General features: G+C 48.2%; 18 protein-coding genes. 10 read left to right on the top strand and 8 right to left on the bottom strand.

All coding sequences use genetic code 11. The annotated features are described in order from the left end of the window. The first annotated feature begins 301 nt into the window (after nucleotides 1-301). The 4 genes from OIR97_RS12935 (at nucleotide 302) to OIR97_RS12920 (ending at nucleotide 4,752) form a co-directional block, all read left to right on the top strand. Nucleotides 302-1,435 (top strand): hypothetical protein, encoded by a 1,134-nt coding sequence (locus OIR97_RS12935; RefSeq protein WP_169546124.1) that lies wholly within the window; start codon nucleotides 302-304, stop codon nucleotides 1,433-1,435. Between the two features lie 128 nt (nucleotides 1,436-1,563). Further along, a complete protein-coding gene (locus OIR97_RS12930; RefSeq protein WP_169546123.1) occupies nucleotides 1,564-2,160 on the top strand; it encodes a 2-hydroxychromene-2-carboxylate isomerase in 597 nt (198 codons plus the stop codon). A gap of 9 nt (nucleotides 2,161-2,169) precedes the next feature. Beyond that, nucleotides 2,170-2,874: a glutathione S-transferase C-terminal domain-containing protein gene (locus OIR97_RS12925; protein ID WP_169546122.1), complete on the top strand. Its 705-nt coding sequence runs from the start codon at nucleotides 2,170-2,172 to the stop codon at nucleotides 2,872-2,874. Nucleotides 2,875-2,973: 99 nt separating this feature from the next. Beyond that, entirely contained in the window at nucleotides 2,974-4,752 is a 1,779-nt protein-coding gene (locus OIR97_RS12920; protein ID WP_169546121.1) for a putative bifunctional diguanylate cyclase/phosphodiesterase, read from the top strand. Nucleotides 4,753-4,763: 11 nt separating this feature from the next. Here OIR97_RS12920 and OIR97_RS12915 read toward each other — a convergent pair whose 3' ends face one another. Together OIR97_RS12915 and OIR97_RS12910 are read right to left on the bottom strand one after the other, a co-directional pair. Beyond that, entirely contained in the window at nucleotides 4,764-6,176 is a 1,413-nt protein-coding gene (locus tag OIR97_RS12915) for an FAD-binding oxidoreductase (RefSeq protein ID WP_169546120.1), read from the bottom strand. Nucleotides 6,177-6,187: 11 nt separating this feature from the next. After that, nucleotides 6,188-7,144: an L-threonylcarbamoyladenylate synthase gene (locus tag OIR97_RS12910; RefSeq protein WP_169546119.1), complete on the bottom strand. Its 957-nt coding sequence runs from the start codon at nucleotides 7,142-7,144 to the stop codon at nucleotides 6,188-6,190. Between the two features lie 130 nt (nucleotides 7,145-7,274). Between OIR97_RS12910 and OIR97_RS12905 the strand changes: the two genes are divergently transcribed. The 4 genes from OIR97_RS12905 to OIR97_RS12890 all read left to right on the top strand — a co-directional run bounded on the left by OIR97_RS12905 (nucleotide 7,275) and on the right by OIR97_RS12890 (nucleotide 11,956). Continuing rightward, nucleotides 7,275-9,074: an acyl-CoA dehydrogenase C-terminal domain-containing protein gene (locus OIR97_RS12905; RefSeq protein ID WP_169546118.1), complete on the top strand. Its 1,800-nt coding sequence runs from the start codon at nucleotides 7,275-7,277 to the stop codon at nucleotides 9,072-9,074. A gap of 105 nt (nucleotides 9,075-9,179) precedes the next feature. Then, nucleotides 9,180-10,241, top strand: coding sequence for an MBL fold metallo-hydrolase (locus tag OIR97_RS12900; RefSeq protein ID WP_169546117.1), 1,062 nt, complete (start codon nucleotides 9,180-9,182; stop codon nucleotides 10,239-10,241). A gap of 55 nt (nucleotides 10,242-10,296) precedes the next feature. After that, nucleotides 10,297-11,094, top strand: coding sequence for an enoyl-CoA hydratase (locus OIR97_RS12895; RefSeq protein WP_169546116.1), 798 nt, complete (start codon nucleotides 10,297-10,299; stop codon nucleotides 11,092-11,094). A 37-nt stretch (nucleotides 11,095-11,131) separates the two neighbouring features. Beyond that, nucleotides 11,132-11,956, top strand: coding sequence for an SDR family oxidoreductase (locus OIR97_RS12890; RefSeq protein ID WP_169546196.1), 825 nt, complete (start codon nucleotides 11,132-11,134; stop codon nucleotides 11,954-11,956). On the opposite strand, the gene OIR97_RS12885 is transcribed toward OIR97_RS12890, so the two are convergent. The 6 genes from OIR97_RS12885 to pdxH all read right to left on the bottom strand — a co-directional run bounded on the left by OIR97_RS12885 (nucleotide 11,949) and on the right by pdxH (nucleotide 17,912). Then, complete coding sequence (locus OIR97_RS12885) at nucleotides 11,949-12,485, bottom strand: isochorismatase family protein (protein WP_169546115.1); 537 nt, start codon at nucleotides 12,483-12,485, stop codon at nucleotides 11,949-11,951. The two genes, OIR97_RS12890 and OIR97_RS12885, sit on opposite strands and share 8 nt — an antisense overlap. 4 nt (nucleotides 12,486-12,489) lie before the next feature. Further along, nucleotides 12,490-13,701: a 5-aminolevulinate synthase gene (gene hemA, locus OIR97_RS12880; RefSeq protein WP_169546195.1), complete on the bottom strand. Its 1,212-nt coding sequence runs from the start codon at nucleotides 13,699-13,701 to the stop codon at nucleotides 12,490-12,492. 159 nt (nucleotides 13,702-13,860) lie between these two features. After that, nucleotides 13,861-14,712 carry a universal stress protein gene (locus tag OIR97_RS12875; RefSeq protein ID WP_169546114.1) on the bottom strand — a complete coding sequence of 284 codons (852 nt, stop codon included), beginning with the start codon at nucleotides 14,710-14,712 and terminating at the stop codon, nucleotides 13,861-13,863. A gap of 108 nt (nucleotides 14,713-14,820) precedes the next feature. Then, nucleotides 14,821-16,401: a bifunctional aminoglycoside phosphotransferase/ATP-binding protein gene (locus OIR97_RS12870; RefSeq protein WP_169546113.1), complete on the bottom strand. Its 1,581-nt coding sequence runs from the start codon at nucleotides 16,399-16,401 to the stop codon at nucleotides 14,821-14,823. Between the two features lie 2 nt (nucleotides 16,402-16,403). Beyond that, a complete protein-coding gene (locus tag OIR97_RS12865; RefSeq protein ID WP_169546112.1) occupies nucleotides 16,404-17,294 on the bottom strand; it encodes a cation diffusion facilitator family transporter in 891 nt (296 codons plus the stop codon). Nucleotides 17,295-17,321: 27 nt separating this feature from the next. Next, the gene (pdxH, locus tag OIR97_RS12860; protein ID WP_169546111.1) at nucleotides 17,322-17,912 is read right to left on the bottom strand and encodes a pyridoxamine 5'-phosphate oxidase; all 591 of its coding nucleotides are present in this window, start codon (nucleotides 17,910-17,912) and stop codon (nucleotides 17,322-17,324) included. 231 nt (nucleotides 17,913-18,143) lie between these two features. Here pdxH and OIR97_RS12855 point away from each other — a divergent pair, with 231 nt between their 5' ends. Together OIR97_RS12855 and OIR97_RS12850 are read left to right on the top strand one after the other, a co-directional pair. After that, a complete protein-coding gene (locus OIR97_RS12855; protein ID WP_169546110.1) occupies nucleotides 18,144-18,623 on the top strand; it encodes an RT0821/Lpp0805 family surface protein in 480 nt (159 codons plus the stop codon). 94 nt (nucleotides 18,624-18,717) lie between these two features. Beyond that, nucleotides 18,718-20,328: a tetratricopeptide repeat protein gene (locus OIR97_RS12850; RefSeq protein WP_169546109.1), complete on the top strand. Its 1,611-nt coding sequence runs from the start codon at nucleotides 18,718-18,720 to the stop codon at nucleotides 20,326-20,328. Nucleotides 20,329-20,414: the final 86 nt, after the last annotated feature.

The following is a 20,414-nucleotide window of genomic DNA, read 5'->3' as shown; positions in this document are numbered from 1 at the left end:
TTGAGAGAACATAGGGATGACTGTCCTGAACTTACAATGGGGTTTTTCAATGATGGGTTGTTTTATTCTGAAATTGAAAAGAAAATTTTACGGAAAATTAACCAATATTTTCCGAAAACTCGTTCATTCATAACAATTTCTATAAATGAAATTAGAGGGTTATTGATGTTGGCAATTAAAGTATGATTTTAAAAGCCTCCGGTTGTGAAAGGTTAATTTTTGGATCGTTATGGTTAATTTTCTGAAACGAGACGAATCAGTGTGATATGGAGTATGAATTTTTTTATTGGTTGGATTGCAAATGAAAAGAAATCCTTTCATTGCCCGATTTTTCTGGAATTTCGGGCCGCTCATCCTCTTGTTTCTTTTGGCTCAATCATGGGTGGCGGCAAAAGAAATTGAACCGGAATCTGAAAATGGATCTTTCATTATGCCCGGTAACGGCGGCAGTGCGGTTCGCGTATCCAACGGTGGTAAATCAAAATATCTGTCTGACCTGTCGTTGATGCTGCAGGAATCTGATTTTGGCATACCAATCAGGGCAGAGGCCAAGTGCGGTAGAGAAACCAAGCGGAGCCTTTTGAAGGACACTTTTTATTACCTCAAGAAAGTAACCATTGGCATCGGCAACGAAGACAAATCGTTGTGGGAAGAAGATATAGAGCCAGAAAATTTGGCCGCACAAAAACAGGTGCGTTATTTGATCAATAAGACGTTTTCAGTTCCTGTTCGATCGGCGAACCAGCAATCACGAATTGTCGATCCCGTTGAAATCGTCTTAAAAGATGCCCGTAAAACAGGAACGGATCCCCAAAAAAGATGGGCGTATTTCCGGCGACCTCACCAGTTTACGCTAACCTTTCCCATCTACATGCGGGTTACCTGCGAGGCGGTCACAAAGGATGCGTTGACCGGAAAAGAAGTTTACGGAGAGGACATTCTGTCGATCGCAACGACGAAGGTGCCCATTGTTTTGCGATATGAAGGCGATCCGGAACTTCGCTATCGCAAAAAACTGCCACTTTCTTCCGTACAGAAACCTGTCTCACCAAATAAGACTGTACGGACGCAAGCGGCTACTGTCGATGAAATTGTGTTTACGCAGGATATCGGACTTGTCGAAGGGGAGTGCCCCTCTACCGCGGAGTTTGATCTTCGATTTCTAGGGAAAGGCCGGGGCTTGATCTATCTGCGGGTTACCGAAAAAAATAAAACAGTTTATGTGAGCGACGGAATTGAATTCAAAGAAGGAAAGGGACGCCATCTTTTTTCCTATCCGTTCGGTCAGTCTGTGTTTGAAAAGCGCAATAAAAAGGCTGTGGACCATGAATTCAGATTTCGATTAATCTTGGTCCGCGATGGAAAGACATCCATCGGACAAACACAGCGCGCTGTAAAGAATGATGTTCTGAATTGGCAGCATCGCTGCGTGTGAGACGGGGATTGAGCACTGATGTTTGTTTCTATCGATTGACGCCTGCAAGCTGTTCTTCTAGGCTTTCCGGGCGGCAATTCAAGAAGTAATAAAAAACACTGGCCGCAAACAACAGATGGAGGACCCCCGTGTCAAAACTAGAATTCTTCTTTGATTGCTCAAGCCCCTGGACCTATTTGGGGTTTGAAAGCCTGGAACAAATGAGAGGCCGCCACCCGGATCTGAAGGTGCTGTACAAGCCGTTCCTCGTGGGGGGTGTTTTTAACGCAATTAATCCTTCTGTTTATGCAAATCGCGATAATCCGGTCCCGGCCAAGCAGGCCTATTCAAAAAAAGACCTGCAGGACTGGTGCACCTATGTGGGTATCCGGATTGGACAACCTCCGGTTTTTCCTGTGAATAGTGTGAAAGCAATGCGCGGCGCATTTGTTGCTTTGGAGAATGAGTGTATTGTTCCCTATGCGCGCGCGGTGTTTAAGCGTTACTGGACAGATCTTGATGATATTTCACAAGAAACCGTTTTGCGGGAGATCGTCAACGAAGTGGGGCTGGACGAAACAGAATTTTTCGAGCGCATTTCACAACAAGCCTACAAGGACATGCTGCGACAGAATACGGAAGAACTGATTGAACGCGGTGGTTTTGGCTCCCCGACCTTGTTTTTAAATACGGACGATATGTATTTTGGCAACGATCGAATGACGTTGATTGAAGCGAAATTGTAGGGGCGGCAAATGATTGATCTTTATTATTGGCCAACCCCTAATGGATGGAAAATCTCCATCGCGCTCGAAGAAATGGGGCTGGAATATAAGGTGATTCCAGTGAATATCGGGCGTGGGGACCAATTTAAGGAAGCGTTTCTTTCGATCAGCCCCAACAATAGAATGCCAGCAATTGTGGATCACGATCCTATTGGTGGCGGGGACCCCGTTTCGGTTTTTGAGACGGGTGCTATTCTCATTTATCTTGCTGAAAAATGCGGCAAGTTCCTCCCATCAGATTTGCGCGGGCGAATACAGGTTATTGAATGGGTAATGTGGCAAATGGGCGGCCTGGGCCCCATGCTGGGACAAAATGGTCACTTTAAGTTCTATGCACCGGAAACTATTCCGTATGCACAGGAACGCTACAGGAATGAAGCGCTTAGGTTGTTTGGTGTTCTTGATCGGCGATTGGAAGGGCGGAACTATATTTGTGATGATTTTTCGATCGCAGACATGGCGTGTTGGCCTTGGATTATTACCTATAAGCGTCAGGAACTTGATATCGATCAGTTTCCAAATTTACGGAAATGGTATGATCGACTTAAGGAAAGACCGGGGTTGCGAGCCGGGTATAAGGTTGGTGCTGAGCTGGGGAAACCGACAGGTAAGTGGGACGACGAGGCACGAAAACACTTGATGGCGCAAGCCCAATTGCCGGGTCAGAAAAAATAATCCCTTCCAATATCTGCCGGATTGATAGTAGGATCATTGAGAGGGTGTTCGTAACTTTACCGGTTAAAAACCGGTGTTCAGTGTGTATGGTTAGGTAATATGTCTACAATTGACAACCAGACTAAAGGCAGGGACGTCGCGGGCAATCATCAGTCCCCGTCTGAAGCCTTGCTTATTTCCCTATCCAGAATGCAGGAATGTGAAGACACGCGGCAGTTTTGCCGGGTGACGCTTCAGGAACTATGTCGGGTTTTTCCGGATATTTCCCACGCTGCTTTTCTACAGATACCCGGCCGCAATTACGAAATTGAAGTGAGTGCTGTTGAGGGACGTCAAAGTCTCTCTGCTGAGGAAATACTGGCTGATTTTTCTACTGTCATATCAGAGTCTCTGGAAACATCAGACATTGTTGTTCATCAGAACAGACTTGCCATACCGTTTGTGCGGGGGCCGGATATACCGGCTGTCATCGTTATTCAGTGTGCTGACGGCTTCGTGTGGTCAAGCGCACAGCGAAAGCTTTTCAAGCAGTTCTCGGAAAATGGGGCTCGCGGGCTGGAAACAACGGCGTTGCTTCAGGAAGCGCGATTACTAGCGTATCATGATGTCCTGACGTCTTTGGGAAATCGCCTGAGTTTTAAAAAAGAAATTCAGGCGGAAATTGCCTTGTTGCAGCATGGTGAAACTGAAAGGTTTGCTGTCGTTCAGTTTGTCCTGGATGACTTGCCTGAGCTGAATATTGCGCTGGGGCATTCATCCGGCGACGAATTATTGCGTAGTGCAGCGGAACAACTGGACAGGCTTTTCCCCGACGCAATCGCGCTTGCCCGGACATCAGGAGATGGTTTTGGGGTCTGCACGCCCATTACCACCAATGACCAAATCGCTTTATTGCCCGATCTGGTGAACGATCTTTTTGACGTTTATCTGCCGGAAGAACTGAATTTGCCGCATCTTGTTCCACGCATCGGGATTTCGCTTTATCCGATGGATGGTGGAACGTCAGATCAGCTTTGGCGAAATACAAATATTGCTTTGGCCAATACCAAAAAGCCGGGTAGTCCGAATTTCTGTTATTATGACAATCATATTGAAACTGAAATTCTGGGGCGCGTAACGTTGAATAATGCGCTGCGGGAGGGAATGACGAGCGGCCAATTGTCGCTTAGCTACCAGCCTCAAATCGATTTAGAGACAGGGGGCATGACCGGCGTTGAGGCCCTTTTGCGGTGGGAGCGGGAAAAAGGAAAGTTTGTTCCGGCGAATACATTTATTCCCATTGCAGAAGCATCAGGCTTGTTGGGTCCAATCAGTGAATGGGTTTTAAGAGAAGCTTGTGAACAACGACAGAGATGGTCCGAGCAAGGGGTGCCTGAATTTCCTGTAGCCGTGAATATTTCGCTTGCTGAATTTCAAAGTGATGAATTTGTTCCCCTGGTGAAACAGGTCCTGTTCGAAACGGGAATACCGGCAGCCCTTTTGGACATTGAGCTGACGGAAAGTGTAATCATGCGGGATCGCGGCCAGACGAAACGCAATATGATCCGTCTAAAGGGGATCGGTGTTCGGCTATCGATCGATGATTTTGGAACAGGATATTCTTCGCTCAGTTATCTTACACATTTACCTGCATCCGTTTTGAAAATTGACAAATGTTTTGTGGATGGGGTGGTTGTAAATTCAAAAGATGCCGCCATTGCCAATACCATCATTTCTTTGGGTAAGAATCTGGGGATGGAGGTTCTGGCCGAGGGTGTTGAAAATATTGAGCAGGTTGAGTTTTTGAAGCAGGCTGGCTGCCATCAAGCACAAGGTTATGTGTTTTCTCGGCCCGTCTCTGCAGAACAGATCGTTGAATTGGCCGAGAAAATATTCTGAAACACCAGCGTCTATTTTCTGTCAGGCAATAATTTTCCGGGGTTCATAATATTCTGCGGGTCCAGCGCATCTTTAATACGGTGCATCAGATCGATCTCTATCTCTGATTTATAAAGAGGGAGATCATTTTTTTTCATACGCCCGATGCCGTGCTCAGCACTCATACTTCCGCGCATTGAATGGGCAATATCATGGACAGTGCGGCTGACAGTCTCCCAATTATTGAGAAATGCTTGTTTGTCCATCCCTTCCGGTTGCAGCGGATTATAATGAAGATTGCCGTCCCCAATATGTCCAAAAGTTACAGGACGGAAACCTGGAATAATTTTCTGCAACGCGGCGTCTGCCTGCTGAATAAAATCGGCAATTCGGGCGATGGGTACTGAAATATCATGTTTGATGCTGCCGCCTTCGGGTTTTTGTGCGCCTGAGATTTCCTCGCGCAGAGACCATAGTTTTTGCTGCTGTGCGTCACTGGCCGGGATGATCGCATCCAGCACGATTTCCTTTTCAAATCCCTGTTCAAGAATTTCTTCAAGCAAGGTTGATAAATTTTCAGTAACGCTCGAGCTCAATTCGACAAGAATATGCCAGTCATATTTTTGTGGCATTGGATCTGAAAAATTGGGTACATTCTTGACCACCAGATCGATAGCGATACGGGGAATAAGTTCGATCGCAGTTACTTGATCGCCACTTAATTGGCGCGCCAATCCTAAAAAATTGATCGCGGCTTCAACGTCTGGAATAGCGACAAGGGCCACCTGTTGATATTTTGGTTTGGGATATATCTTGACGACAGCGGCCGTGATAACCCCTAGTGTTCCCTCGCCGCCAATAAAAAGCTGCTTGAGGTCATATCCGGTATTGTTTTTCCGCAAGTTGGTCAATCCATCCCAGATTTCACCATCAGGTAAAACCACTTCCAGGCCAAGTACCTGATCGCGCGTATTACCGTAATGTAAAACCTGAACACCCCCGGCATTCGTTGAGATATTTCCGCCAATCTGACAACTTCCTTCTGAGCCGATACGAAGGGGGAACATGAAGCCATGGTCGTCGGCAAGGGTTTGAAGATCTGCAAGAATACAACCTGCATCAATGGTCAGGGTGCCCCCTTTGACGTCTACATCCCTCACGGCGTTCATTCGGCGAAGAGAGAGAATAACCTCGTTACCACTGTCAAACGGGATAGACCCACCCACCAGACTGGTGTTCCCTCCCTGCGGGACGATCGGTGTTTCGGTTTGCGCGCAAAGGCGAACAATTGCACTGACTTCGTCGGTGGTTTTGGGAAGGGCAACAAGCCGGGCTTTTCCTGTGTATTTATCCCGCCATTCGCTTAAATAACCCTGCATGTCCTGAGGATCGGTAATAAGGCCTTTGTCGCCGACAATCTCTTTGATCTGTTGTTCGAAAGTCATGTGATTTTTCCTTATGGCCGGGGCGCGGCGGCTCTCTTTAGCCGATCATTGATTGCGACGCCCAACCCAATATTTGGGATTGGCGCGACTGCGATCTGCTTTGCGCCTTGTTCGTCCAGCAAGTGGAATGCTGAAAACAGGTTGGCTGTAGCTTCGCTCAGGTCGCCAGAGATACTTAAATTGATCGTTGATATTTTATCATACTCTCGCCCAAAACCGAGAAACGCTTCATTTTCGTGTTTATCGGTCGCATTTAAACGCACCGGGCAGGATGGAGCATAATGGCTTAACAGCATGCCGGGACTTGAGATTTCGCTCTCTTCATTGGCTTCTTGCACGTTTGGAAAATGTGCTTCTAACTGTTCTTTGGTAATACCGCCTGATCGCAGCAAGACCACGTTCTCCTCATCAAACCCCACGACTGTGCTTTCAACGCCAATTGTGCAGGTGCCCCCGTCCAAAATCATGGAAACACGATGGCCTAAACCAGTTGCAACATGGGACGCCTGCGTTGGGCTGATCTGACCTGATGGATTTGCACTCGGCGCCGCCAGCGGTAGGCGGCAGACTTGCAACAGTTGCCGCGCTAGTGGATTGGCAGGAACCCGAATAGCCAATGTTTCAAGACCTGCACTGGCCAGTTTCGATATGGGGCAGTCTTTCCTTCTAGGCAGGACCATGGTAAGGGCGCCGGGCCAGAAAACACGCCCGAGAATCTCTGCGCGTTCTTCAAAGATAACATACTGTTTTGCTGTTTCCATGTCCGGGACATGGATAATGAGCGGATTGAAGCTGGGCCTGCCTTTTGCTTCAAAAATCTTGGCGACGGCTTTGTCATGCGTCGCATCCGCGCCCAGCCCATAGACAGTTTCCGTAGGGAAGGCAACGAGTTCTCCGTTATGAAGGAGATCGGATGCCCGTTCTAACGCGGTGCTCGATGGGGGGATAATGGATTTTGAGGCAGACATAGATATTAGGTACCGTATTGAAAAAACTCAGATCCAACAGGATCATTGCTACTAAAATACTTTTTTTTAGTGCCGTGACTATGGCATAACTGCTGCAAACACATAAGCAGTAATTTGGAAGGATTATCCCATGGGCGAATATAAAGCACCGATCAAAGACATGCGCTTTGTTCTAAACAATGTTATCGGGCTTGATGAGCTTAGTGAGATTGAAACATTTTCTCATGCTGAGAGTGATGTTGTAGATGCTGTTCTTGAAGAAGCATCCAAACTGGCGACAAATGTACTCTCTCCTTTGAACAAGGCGGGAGACCTGGCAGGAACTTCTGTGAAGGATGGTGTTGTAACATCGCCTGAAGGATGGGCAGAAGCCTACAAGATGTTTGCAGAAGGAGGATGGAACGGAATTTCCAGCCCTGAGGAATTTGAAGGCGGCGCAATGCCTCAGGCTGTGACGCTTGCAACGGTTGAAATGTGGAACGCCGCTAACCTGTCTTTCGCTCTTTGTCCGCTGTTGACGCAAGGGGCAATCGAAAGCCTGATTGCCCATGGTTCAGATGAGCAAAAGGAAAAATACCTGAATAAACTTGTTACGGGAGAATGGACCGCAACCATGAACCTGACAGAAAGTCATGCAGGTTCAGATGTCGGCGCTTTGCGGGCAAAAGCGGAACCCGCTGAGGATGGAAGCTGGCGGATTTCCGGGCAAAAAATCTTCATTACCTATGGCGAGCATGAGATGACTGACAATATCATTCATCTTGTTCTGGCAAGAACGCCGGGCTCTCCCGCTGGAACCCGCGGCATCTCACTATTCATTGTTCCGAAATTTCTAGTGAACGACGATGGTTCTCTGGGTAAGCGGAACGATTTGAAATGTGTTTCGCTGGAAGAAAAAATCGGCATCCATGCAAGCCCGACTGCGGTTATGTCTTACGGCGATAATGGTGACTGTGTTGGATACCTGATCGGCGGCGAAAATAAAGGCATGGCATGTATGTTCACAATGATGAACAGCGCGCGTCTTGGCGTGGGAACGCAAGGGCTCGCTATCGCTGAGCGGGCGTATCAACAGGCTGTTGAATATGCGCTGGATCGCAAGCAGGGCAAAGCACCGGGAACAGCCAAGGGAGAAAGCGCCCCAATTGTAAAGCATGCGGATGTACGCCGGATGTTAATGACGATGAAGTCGCAGATTGAAGCTATGCGGTGCCTGATTTACCTGAACGGTGCCAGTCTTGATAAAGCCCATAATCATCCGGATGAGGCAGAGCGGGAACGTCAGCTGGGGCTTGCCGAATTGCTGATCCCCTTATCAAAAGGATGGTGCACTGATTTAGGTGTGGAACTTGCGTCTATTGGTGTGCAAATTCACGGCGGCATGGGCTTCATTGAGGAAACGGGGGCTGGTCAACATTATCGGGATGCTCGTATTCTGCCGATCTATGAAGGAACAAATGGTATTCAGGCACTTGATCTGGTTGGCCGTAAATTGGGTCTTCAGGGCGGTGCCCCCGTTCGGAACCTATTGTCTGATATGGATCGTCTCGCCCATGATATGAACGGAGAGGACTCTGAACTGGCTGAAATCTCTCGTCATCTCGGTGTTGCTGTGACGGCCTTAAGGGAAGCGACTGAATGGATGTATAGCAATGCTTCGAATGATCCAAATGCGGCGCCTGCAGGGGCGACACCTTACTTGCGGATGTTTGCAACAACAGTGGGTGGGTATCTGATGGCTCAGTCAGCTGTGAAAGCAAAAGAGTTGTTGGAGGCAGGCGACGCTGATCAGAAATTCCTGAAAGCGAAAGTTGCGACTGCCCGTTTCTTTGCTGCGCAAATACTACCGCAGGCTGCGGCCCTTTTGGGCCCGGTTACAGAGGGACCAGAGTTGCTTTTTGCAATTGATGAGGAAAACCTGGTTGCCTGATTGGGTTTGACCTTTGGGGAAAGTTCATCATATTTAACTGTTGATTGTGGCGGCTTCGGCCGCCACAATTGTTTTTGCGTGAAAATTCGCTACCGGGAAGAATGAATGAAAAAACAACAAGAAATCACATACCCGCTAGGTACCCGCCCAGATGATGGGGAAGTCTTGAAAATCACTGAAGGTGTCTTCTGGGTCCGTATGCCGATACCGTTTAAAGGTCTGGACTATATCAATCTCTATTTATTGGAGGATGACGACGGCTGGACGATTGTCGATTCCGGTTTTAACTCCAGTAAAATAAAGTCTTTATGGGAAGAAATTTTTGACAACTTCCTTGATGGAAAACCTGTAACCAGACTGATTTGTACTCATTTCCATCCCGATCATATGGGGCTTGCTGGCTGGATTACCGAAAAATGGAATATCCCATTGACCATGAGCTTTGGTGAATGGACTTTCGGGCGCATGCTGTATCTGGAGGGAGAGGAAAAAACTCCGGATTATGTTGTTGAATTCTATCAGAAGATTGGTTTCACAGAGCCAATGATGAAGCGCGTAAAAGACCGCGGATTTAATATGTTTAATAAGGCCTTTCATTCCATGCCGATGGGTTTTGTTCGTTTGGATGAAGGGGATGTTCTGTCCATCGGGGGGTCGGAGTGGCAGGTAATCGTTGGGACAGGTCACGCACCTGAACATGTTTGCCTGCACAATAAAGATAAGAATATTTTGATTTCCGGCGATCAGGTTCTTCCGCGTATTACGCCGCATATTGGCGTCTATCCGGCGGAACCTTTTGCCAACCCGCTTAAAAAATTCCTGGATTCAATTAATAAATTCCGTCATCTGCCGGATGACCTTCTTGTGTTGCCGGCCCATAACGATGTGTTCGTCGGGTTGCATAATCAATTGGATTTTTATGAAAGCCATCACCAGGAAAGACTTGATCGCCTAAGAGCGGCATGTCAATCGCCGAAAACGGCCATTGAGATTTTGCCAGACCTGTTCGACCGTGAATTAGGGGAAAATGATATTGGTCTTGGGATTGCGGAAGGCCTCGCACATTGTCATTATCTGGTTGGTACAAACGAATTCGCTCGAACTGTCGGACAGGACGGTGTCTGGCGATATGGTGTGCGTAAATCGGCTCGGGATAAAGTCGCCTGAGACCGACGTTAAAAGACAAGAAACTGATCACAACGAACAATAAGAAAGAAGAATTATGTCAGATCATTTGCTGTTTGAAAAAGAAGATGGGATTGCAACTCTAACAATGAACCGTCCGGAAAGCCGGAACGCGTTGTCCATTGAAATGCGTCGTAAGCTGTATGAAGCTGTCGTGGATATTGAAACGGACGATGACATTCGGTGTGTAATTATCAAGGGGGCTGGCGATCATTTCATGGCTGGCGGGGATGTCATTTCCTTTGGAGAGATTGCCAAAAAAGAAGCAGATGCCCGGCGCAAGGAATTTGAGGCCCGTATTCACGGTCTTCACCCAACAATGGTGACAATGCGCCGGATGCGCAAACCTATCATTGGTAGTGTGCAGGGCGCTGCCGCTGGTTTTGGTCTGTCGTTGGCCATGGCGTGTGATCTTGTAATTGCAGCCGATAATGCCTTTTTTACCTTGGCCTATATAAATATTGCGACTACGCCAGATGGTTCTGGAACCTATTCTTTACCGAGAATGGTCGGTTTGAAGAAGGCAATGGAAATAGCAATGCTCGGTGATCGATTTGACGCAGAAGAAGCCTTTAGGCTCGGACTGGTGAACAAAGTCGTACCTGTTGCCGATATGGAAATGGAAATCAATCAACTGGCGCGGCGCCTTGCGAATGGTCCGACTGTCGCAATTGGCCGAACCAAACAGATGTTACACGCGTCATTAAATAACAGCCTTGAAGAACAGTTGAATTCAGAAGCTGAGAATTTTGCGGCTTGTAGTGCGACCGAGGATTGGGTTGAAGGAGTGACTGCCTTCGGTGAAAAACGCAAACCTGAGTTTAAGGGCAGATGATCAGTATCTGGAGCAGGAAACCAGAAAGGGGTGCGGTATGAGCACATTAAAAGGGAAAACACTATTCATCACAGGAGCGAGCCGGGGGATCGGATTGGCGATTGCAAAGCGTGCTGCGGCTGATGGGGCAAATATTGTTGTTGCTGCGAAAACAGCTGAGCCACATCCGAAATTAAAGGGGACTATCTACACAGCAGCGGAAGAAATCGAAGCTGCTGGTGGAACCGCATTACCACTGATTGTTGATGTCCGAGAAGAAGACGTTGTTGAGAAGGCAATGGAAAAAGCGGCGCTGACATTTGGCGGTATCGATATTCTTGTGAATAACGCGTCGGCTATTAGTTTGACCGGCACCCTTCAGACACCGATGAAACGCTACGATCTGATGCATCAGATCAATGTGCGCGGAACGTTTTTGTGTTCGCAAAAAGCAATTCCATACTTGAAAGATGCGGACAATCCACAAGTATTGAATTTGTCGCCTCCGCTAAATTTTGAGGCGCGCTGGTTCAAGCCGCATGTCGCCTATAGTATGGCAAAATATGGAATGAGCCTGTGTGTTCTTGGTATGGCGGAAGAGTTTAGGAAAGCCGGAATTGCGTTTAATGGACTTTGGCCCCGCACCGCGATCGACACTGCTGCAATGGATATGATCGGTGGTGGTCAGATTAGCCGTAACTGCCGGAAACCCGAAATTATGTCTGATGCAGCACATATTGTTCTGACGAGAGACTCGAAAGAATTCACCGGGAATTTCTATGTTGATGACGAAGTTCTGGCAAGTGTTGGCGTGGCTGATCTTTCGAAATATCGATACGATGGTGTGACAGAAGAAGAACTGTTGCCCGATTTCTTTATTTGATCAACGGGTGAATATCTTTGAATGATGGATGTTCAGCTGTTTGAAGCCATTCAAAGATCACCATTTCTCCGGTAACGATTTCTGCGCCGCTCTTCGCCATTCTGGTAAGGGCGGCGTCTTTGTTTTGGTATGTGCGCGATGCAATCCCATCAGACACAACAAAGACGCTTTTTCCCAACTCACACAGTCCCAAAACAGTCTGGAGAACACAAACATGAGCTTCTGCGCCGACAACAATCAGATGATTTTTATTTCCAAGAGCCGTTTGAAAGCCATCGGCCTGGCAACTGTTAAACGTCATTTTGGGAACGAGCAGGCTTGATGGTCCCGGAGAAAGGGCGCTTGTTGTACCTCCGAGCTTATCCGGGTTCTGTTCAGTCATGACAACTGGTATCGATAACTGCCCGGCAGCGTTGAGCAAGAGCGTGGCTATGGACACAGCTTCAGATCCGTCCTGAAGAGCCGGTAAAAGGCGCTCTTGAAAATCAATGATAAGCAATAGCGATCGTGTGGGATCGATAAGCGACATCTTTTTACGCTGCCTGTTTCAGGCCCAGTCGACCCCAGACTTCTGTCAGTGCATTCACGAGGGCACTCATCATGGTATCATCGTGAAGCGGGGAGGGGGTAATTCTCAGCCGCTCTTCACCGCGCGGAACGGTTGGAAAATTAATTGGTTGAATATAAATACCGTAATCTTCCAACAAGATATCACTGGCTTCTTTACAAAGAGCTGCATCATACACCATCACGGGAACGATATGGGTTTGTGTGTTCATGACAGGCAGTCCGGCTTCCGCAAGCAAACGTTTAAGGGTTGCTGCGCGTTCCTGATGCGCTGTCCGTTCCGCTTCGCTTTCTTTTAGGTGGCGAATGCTGGCCAAGGCGCCAGCGGCGATCACGGGCGGCAGCGTTGTCGTAAATATAAAGCCAGCAGCATATGAGCGAATGGCATCAACAATATTGGCTGACCCGGTAATAAATCCGCCAACAACACCAAAGGCCTTGCCCATTGTGCCTTCCATAATATCGATACGATCCATAAGCCCTTCGCGTTCCGCAATTCCGCCGCCGCGTTGTCCGTACAGGCCCACGGCATGTACTTCGTCCAAGTAGGTCATGGCATTATATTTGTCGGCAAGGTCACAAATTTTTGCCATGGGAGAGATATCACCATCCATCGAATAAACAGATTCAAATGCGATAATCTTCGGGCGATTTGGATCGATACTTTTGAGTTTTTCTTCCAGATCTGCAACATCATTATGTTTAAAGATCATTTTTTCGCATCCGGAATGGCGAACGCCGTCAATCATCGACGCATGATTAAGCTCATCAGACAAAATGATTGCACCCGGCATTAGTTTGCCCAGTGTGCTGATGGTCGCATCGTTGGAGACAAAGCCAGATGTGAACACCAGCGCGGCTTCTTTGTTGTGAAGGTCCGCAAGTTCTTTTTCCAGCTCACAGACCATGTGTGTATTACCTGAAATGTTGCGTGTGCCGCCTGCGCCTGCGCCGTATTTCTCGACAGCCTCTTTCATTGCAGCAATCACTTTTGGGTTTTGGCCCATGCCCAGATAATCATTTGAACACCAGATTGTAACTTCTTGCTCACCTGTTTCTGTATGACGTGTCGCCCGTGGAAAATCACCGGCGTGGCGTCCGAGTTCGGTAAAAACCCTATAGCGGTTTTCATCCTTTAGGTTTTGAATGGCTTGCTCGAACACTTTGTCATAGTTCACGGTCATGCCTTCAACTTCCTCTTTAGCTACAGGTTATATTCTTATTAGTGTTTAATCATAAATGTTTTATAAAAGTTGAATACGAATATAAAGCTTCCTTGGCAAGAGACAAATGGTCGCATTCTATTCGTAAACGGCGGCTAATCAGGCTTAACCTTCCTAATGCGCCATAAGAACAGGGAGTTTACATTTCTCTAGAATTTCACCTGTTACGGCACCAAAAAACAGGCGCCGTAACCGACTGCGCGTATATGCGCCCATCACAAGAAAGTCAGCGCCGCACTTCTCTGCCTGCGACATCAGAAGATCCGCTGTTGTTCGCCCGCTGCTTCCCCGGATTTCACAGGCACTGGCGGCTATCCCGTGGCGTTCCAGATACCGGATGGCTTCTTCGGAATGCAATTCATCATCCAGATCATCCACGGCACAAATCAGGGTAACTTTATCGGCATCTTTCAGGATCGGTAATGCATGGGTAATTGCCCGGCTTGATTCGGCGGAACCATTCCAGATAACAGCAACATTTTTGCCAAACTCTTTGGTAATAGGAGAATCAACGACCAACACGGGCCGGCCGGTTTCCAGTAATGCGGCATTAATGACCATCTCATTGCTGGTATTTTCTTCGTTAGCATTTTTGCAGACAACAATCAGGTCACACAGTCTGCCGTAATTCAGCAGGACATCTTCACGGTTGCCTTGACGTTCTACGAAATTGACCTTTCCATCTAGCGCCTTATCCAGTTTTTCAGTTGTTTTGTTGAACAGGTTGAGGGCAGTTTGACGTCGTGCCCGGCTGTCTTTTTCAGCCATATCGATGACACTTTCGATCATCGCTGAAGTCATGCCCTCTCCGACAAAGGCCGCGGCGGAGCGAGGGTCAAGTCGAACGTGAAGGGCGTCAACATATGCCTTCAATCGACTTGCAACAGTTAGGGCACTGTCGAGCGCCGTAGTGTCGCAGGTATGGTCAGAACCAACGAGCGGAACCAAAACTGTTTTCACGGACATTGTCTACCTCACTTTGTTATCCTGCTTAAATAATATAGCGTAAGTAAGGGGTTAGAACCAAGTTATTTGGCTGAAGAGGTTTTCATCATACGGATTAAAACGCTGTTTTTATTGTAATGCCTCTTTGGCGAGAACGATAGTTTCTTCTATACTACCGTTTCCGTCAATAATCGACCAGCTATTCGGGATTTCATGTTGGGCGGCCAATTGTTTATCCAGAATATCAACTGTCGCATCCGAGGCGTCCCGTGTTCGTTTGTTGATGCGGTCTGTCATATTGTCTTTATTTACACTGAGCCATAACCCGTTAAAAGGGATGTTTAGGGAGGCTGCAAGCTCTTTGAATTGCTGCTGATCGGTTGGGCGGTCCAAAACAGCGTCCACAATCACGCTATGGCCTGCCTGTAAAATTGCACGAGCATTCCGTGCCATAAGAGAATAGGTTTTTTCGGACATTTGCGGCGTGTAGGCCCATTGAGGCATCGGTGAGTAATCATCCCAATCAATTAACTGTCGCCTTAGAACATCACTTCGCAATCGAATGGCGCCAGGGACAGCGGCTCCGACTTCCGGGGCAAGCCGTTCGGCGAGGGTTGATTTTCCGCTACCAGAATATCCGCCAATGGCAATCAGGCTCGGGCGACCCGATCGCCGATAGGCGCAGGCCGCATCAAACAGGCTTCTCGTTTGCTCTGATAGCACGGCTTTTTGGTCAGGTTTCGTTGCCTGTCGGTAACGGTTGCCCGCGACATGTGTTCGAATGCCTGCCCGCATGGACATAAAAAAGGGAAGGGCTTGGAGACCTTCAAGGGGTGTCACGCTGGTCGTCCATCCGATTTTGCCCAAATAACGGTTGAAAATTCGATTGGCAGGCATTTTCTGGTCGCGATACCAAAGATCCATAATCAGAAACGCAACATCATAAAGGATGTCACTTATGACAAAGTCGTCTTGATATTCAATAGCATCAAAGAGCAATGGCTGATCATTTAGCACACAGATATTCTGAAGGTGTAAGTCGCCATGTCCTGCCCGTATCCACCCGTCTTGTTGGCGTTTTTGAAACAGAGGAGAAAGCCTGTCAGCGTCATTTGCAAGATTTTCGCGGAAAACATTAACGGCATCTTGTGAGAGAAGTTCAGGGCAAAAGTGATCCAGTTGGTGAAAATTCTGTTCAATGACAGTCGCGAAAGTCGGTATTTTGGCGGGATCATCAATGATTTCCGCTTTTAAATGATAGCTGGCAAGCGCATCGGAGAGCTTGTCCTGTATCTCCATAGGAAAATCACCTGTCTGAACCCGCTCATCCAGTCGGGAGCCTTTTGGGAAACGCTGCATCTTTACGGCATATTCGACGATTTCCTGGCCCGGGGTCAGTGAAAACTCTTCGTTCGATCCGTACAGAGCAATTACGCCGTGATAAAGCCCCCGAGCGCTGTTCTGATTTATGGCCACTTCCTTGTCACAAAAATACTTTCTCTGAGACAATGTACTGTAATTCATATGATCAAAATGGACCGCTTTTTTGATCTTTAATGCAACCGTCGGACCAAGCAACACGGTGGCGCCGTGAGTTTCGATCACCTCCACCGGATCAGTGGCAGTGGCTCTCGGGTCCCAGTTCTTGGGGTGCGCCATCAAGAAAGCAATCAGCTTCTGTTGAACTTCTAGCTGCTCTGAAAGCTCCATGATTATGGGGTCGCAGCTGGGTAGGGATCCTGATGAATGATCGCTTCTGCATCCGGATACAGTTTCAAAACTTCCATTTCAACCGTTTCAGAGATTTCATGGGCTTCTTGCAGGTTGAGAGAGGCCGGCAGGTCAATATGCATTTGAATAAAGACTTTTTGGCCTGAACGGCGTGTTCTGAGTTCGTGAACGCCCATGACGCTTTTTTGTGTGAGCACAAGATCAATGATTTGTTGACGATCTTCTTCGGGAAGTTCCTCATCCATTAGATCTGCGAAGGACATACGAATAATGCTCCAGGCATTGTAACTTATGTATATCGCAATGCCGATAGCGAAAACACCATCTGCCATGATCCACCCTAACTGCGCGCTTAAGATGATGGCTAAAATCACACTGGCATTGACCAGTAGGTCACCGGCATAATGAAGATAGTCGGCTGAAATCGCGACTGATTTGGTCTGACGGATAACAAAGCGCTGGAAAACAACCAAAAACAGTGTGAGCACGATTGATGCAATCATGACGCCGATACCGACCCAACCTGCCTGAATGGGTTGCGGGTGAACGAGCCGTTCCGCAGCCTGCAATAACAGGAAGATCGCCGACCCCACGATAAAGGCAGACTGGAATAGTCCGGCGAGGGCTTCTGCTTTTCCGTGACCAAATCGGTGTTCATCATCCGCAGGCGTCAGGGCATGGCGAACGGCAAGAAGGTTGACGATCGACGCGCCCAGATCAAGAACAGAGTCAACCAAGGTCGACAGGATCGATACAGAATCTGTTGCAACATACGCCCAGGATTTGATCGCAATCAGACTGATCGCGACGAATACTGCTGCATAGGTAGCAAAGCGCATTAAAGAGCTGTTTTTTTCAGCCTGACTGGTCATGGGAACACTTTTCGTTGCGGGGTATGATCAAGGGTATAAGACGGCTTTTTCCCAGCCATCCGGACCTTTGGAATATTGGCGACGTTCATGAAGGCGGAAGGGTTTATCCCGCCAAAATTCGATTTCTTGCGGTAGGACGCGAAAACCCGACCAATAAGACGGACGGGGGACTTCGCCAACAGCATATTTCGCAGCATATTTGGCAACCGCTGCCTCCAGCGAGAAACGCCCATCCATGGGCCTGGATTGTTGACTGGCCCAGGCGCCAATGCGACTGTCCCTTGCACGGCTGGCAAAATATGCGTCAGCCTCTGCGTCTGATACTGCCTCGACGGTGCCTGTGACCCGAACAGCGCGTCGGAGGCTTTTCCAATGAAAGCAAAGGGCAGCCTTCGGGGTTGCCAGCAGTTCTTCTCCCTTGCGGCTTTCGAAGTTTGTGTAAAACACAAACCCCTGTTCAGTGACATCTTTCAGTAAAACCATTCGAACCGAAGGAAAGCCGTCTGTGCCGACGGTAGCAAGAGACATCGCATTTGCATCATTTGGCTCGCTTGCTTCGGCTTTTTTCAGCCAGTCATTAAATTCTGCAATTAAATCAGACAGGTTAGTGACGCTCATGGTTTTACTCGCGGTTAAGAAAATTTGTCAGTTCCGGTTTTGGGCAGGAACGTTATCTCGTTGCCCGGTAATTTAGTCAAGCGGAGGCAATCTGTCGACCTGTTGTCTTATTCGCGCCATAAATATATGGGAGGAAGATATGAAAATCAGTGATTCCGTTTGAATGCGCACCATATAATTTTTTAAAGTGCGTTAGGCAGTCGGTATTGATGAAGATAGGAAGGATTTAATATGGCAATAGGCAAAACACTATCCGTTCTTGCGTTGGCAAGTATGCTAGCCCTGACAGGCTGCGCTGCGCAAAGGGAAAATCCCAAACAAACCGGCGGCGCAATTATTGGCGGCGTTGGCGGGGCATTACTTGGATCGTTATTCGGTGGTGGCTCTGGCCGGTTGGCGGCGGTGGCCGTCGGGACACTGGTCGGTGCGATGATCGGGCAGGAATTTGGTAAGTCGCTGGATGCTGCGGATCGGGCTGCCATTGACCGCGCGGAACAAAGAGCAACCGCAGCGCCATTGAATAAAACGATCACCTGGAATAATCCGGAAAGTGGTAATCGCGGCACCATTACGCCAGTCCGGGATGGACAGGATACAAAGGGTCGTTATTGCAGAGAATTTCGTCAAACCATCGAAGTCGGAGGTAAGCTGGAAGAAGGTTATGGAACGGCCTGTCGGCAGCCAGATGGTAGCTGGCAGATCATGACCTGATTTGCAAAGGTGAATTTCACTTCAATAGGTCTGTCTTTTTACTGTATAGTCCAATAAAAGGGACATACAGAACACAAAAGTGTAGATTGAGTTGATGCGGAAACTTGAAAAAATTCTGACAGGTACGGCTGTTGCAGTCGTCCTGTCTTTGTCTATTGCCCCGGTTGTTACAGCTGGTTTCGATGAAGCTGTCACTGCCTATGAGCAAGGGGACTATAAAACAGCCTATGAAAACTGGCTGCCTCTTGCTGAGGATGACGATCCCGCTGCTATGCGAAACATCGGACATCTGTTTCGGCGAGGCCTAGGTGTCGAGAAAGATTTCTCGCTCGCGCTTAAATGGTATAAGCGCGCCGCCAATATGGGATTTGATCGGGCGCAGGCAAATGTTGGAACCATGTACCTGAACGGTGAAGGGGTGGATCAAAATTTCACCGAAGCGGCCTCCTGGTTTACAAAGGCCGCCAGAAATGGCCATACAATTGCGCAATATAATCTGGGCCTGATGTATGAATACGGAAAAGGCGTCGAGAAGAATAAAGCTAAAGCCTTGGCTTGGTATAATCTTGCGTCAAAAGCTGGGCATAAACAGGCTTTAAACAAGTTGTCGATCCTTGTGGCGGGCGATCCTGATATTTCTGCGACTGAGGAAGAGGCCCCCGCCAAGAAATCTATCCCCGTCGAGACGGTACAAAAAAAACCGAAAAGCGTCGCTGTGGTTAAATCACCTTCACCGCCAGAGGCGCCCGTTGTTGCCCCATTACCCAAACCGTCAAAAGACAGTGTGGTAAAAACGGTGGTGCCGTCGACACCAAAGCCGGCCTCGAAGCCGGTCTTGAATAAGGTCTCGAAACCAGTGACGGCATCGAAAACTGCGCCGGTTGCGCCTGTTTCAAAACAGGACAGTGTCGCCTCGGTCACGAAAACCGCGACGGCCCCTTCAACAACGGCCCCCGAAAATCCAGTTCCGACCGTGAAAGCCGAGAAGAAGTTTAACCCGTTTGCGGGAAGTGAAAACAAAGTTCAAACCTCTGGTGAAGCAACAGTTTTCTCGAAGGCAGCCCCAAGTGAGAGCCCAAAGGTGGTCGCAGTCCCGGTCGCTGATAAACCAAAAGAGGAAAAAGGGTTTTTTGCAGCGCTTAAATCCTTGGTCTCCGGCGATAGTGAACAGGAAAAAGCTGTTGATACTTCTGAGGTGAAAACAGAAAGTCCAGATCGGACTGTGACGAACAGCCAACCTGCGGCAACGACGGAAGCTTCTTCTGTTCAGACGACTGCTCCTGCAGCAACCCAGGTTTCTGAGACGGTTCAACCAAAAACTGAAACGGTGCAAACCGTTGCCGCGGTGTCACCGCAGCAGCCGGTCGTCCAGCCAAAGACGGCGGCACCTGCCGTTACGGTTGCCCCGAGTGCCTTATCGTTATCGGAGCAATTGGAACTTGCGGAACTGGCATTTACGCTCGAAGAATATCAACAGGCATTGAGTGTCTGGGCCCCATTGGCCCAAAAAGGCAACGATGTTGCCCAATATAGGTTAGGGGTTATGTTCAATCGCGGCCTGGCTGTTCCTGTGGATCGTGTTCGGGCATATTACTGGTGGGAAAAAGCAAAGCAGAGCGGTAATCAAAATGCAGCTCAATCTCTTGCGAACCTTGAAAAAACACTTACATTTCTTGAGAAACGGCAACTTCAGCGTGTGAACTAGTTTATTCAGAAAATCGTGGAATTTTTCCACAACAGTTTTTGGTTTGATAAACAGAATATTCAAGAAATCGGACGGTAAAGACAACT

The sequence above is a fragment of the Sneathiella aquimaris genome (assembly GCF_026409565.1).
Classification (GTDB): domain Bacteria; phylum Pseudomonadota; class Alphaproteobacteria; order Sneathiellales; family Sneathiellaceae; genus Sneathiella; species Sneathiella aquimaris.
Note: the sequence above shows the minus strand (reverse complement) of the source record. Positions and strands in the feature narration are given on the sequence as shown.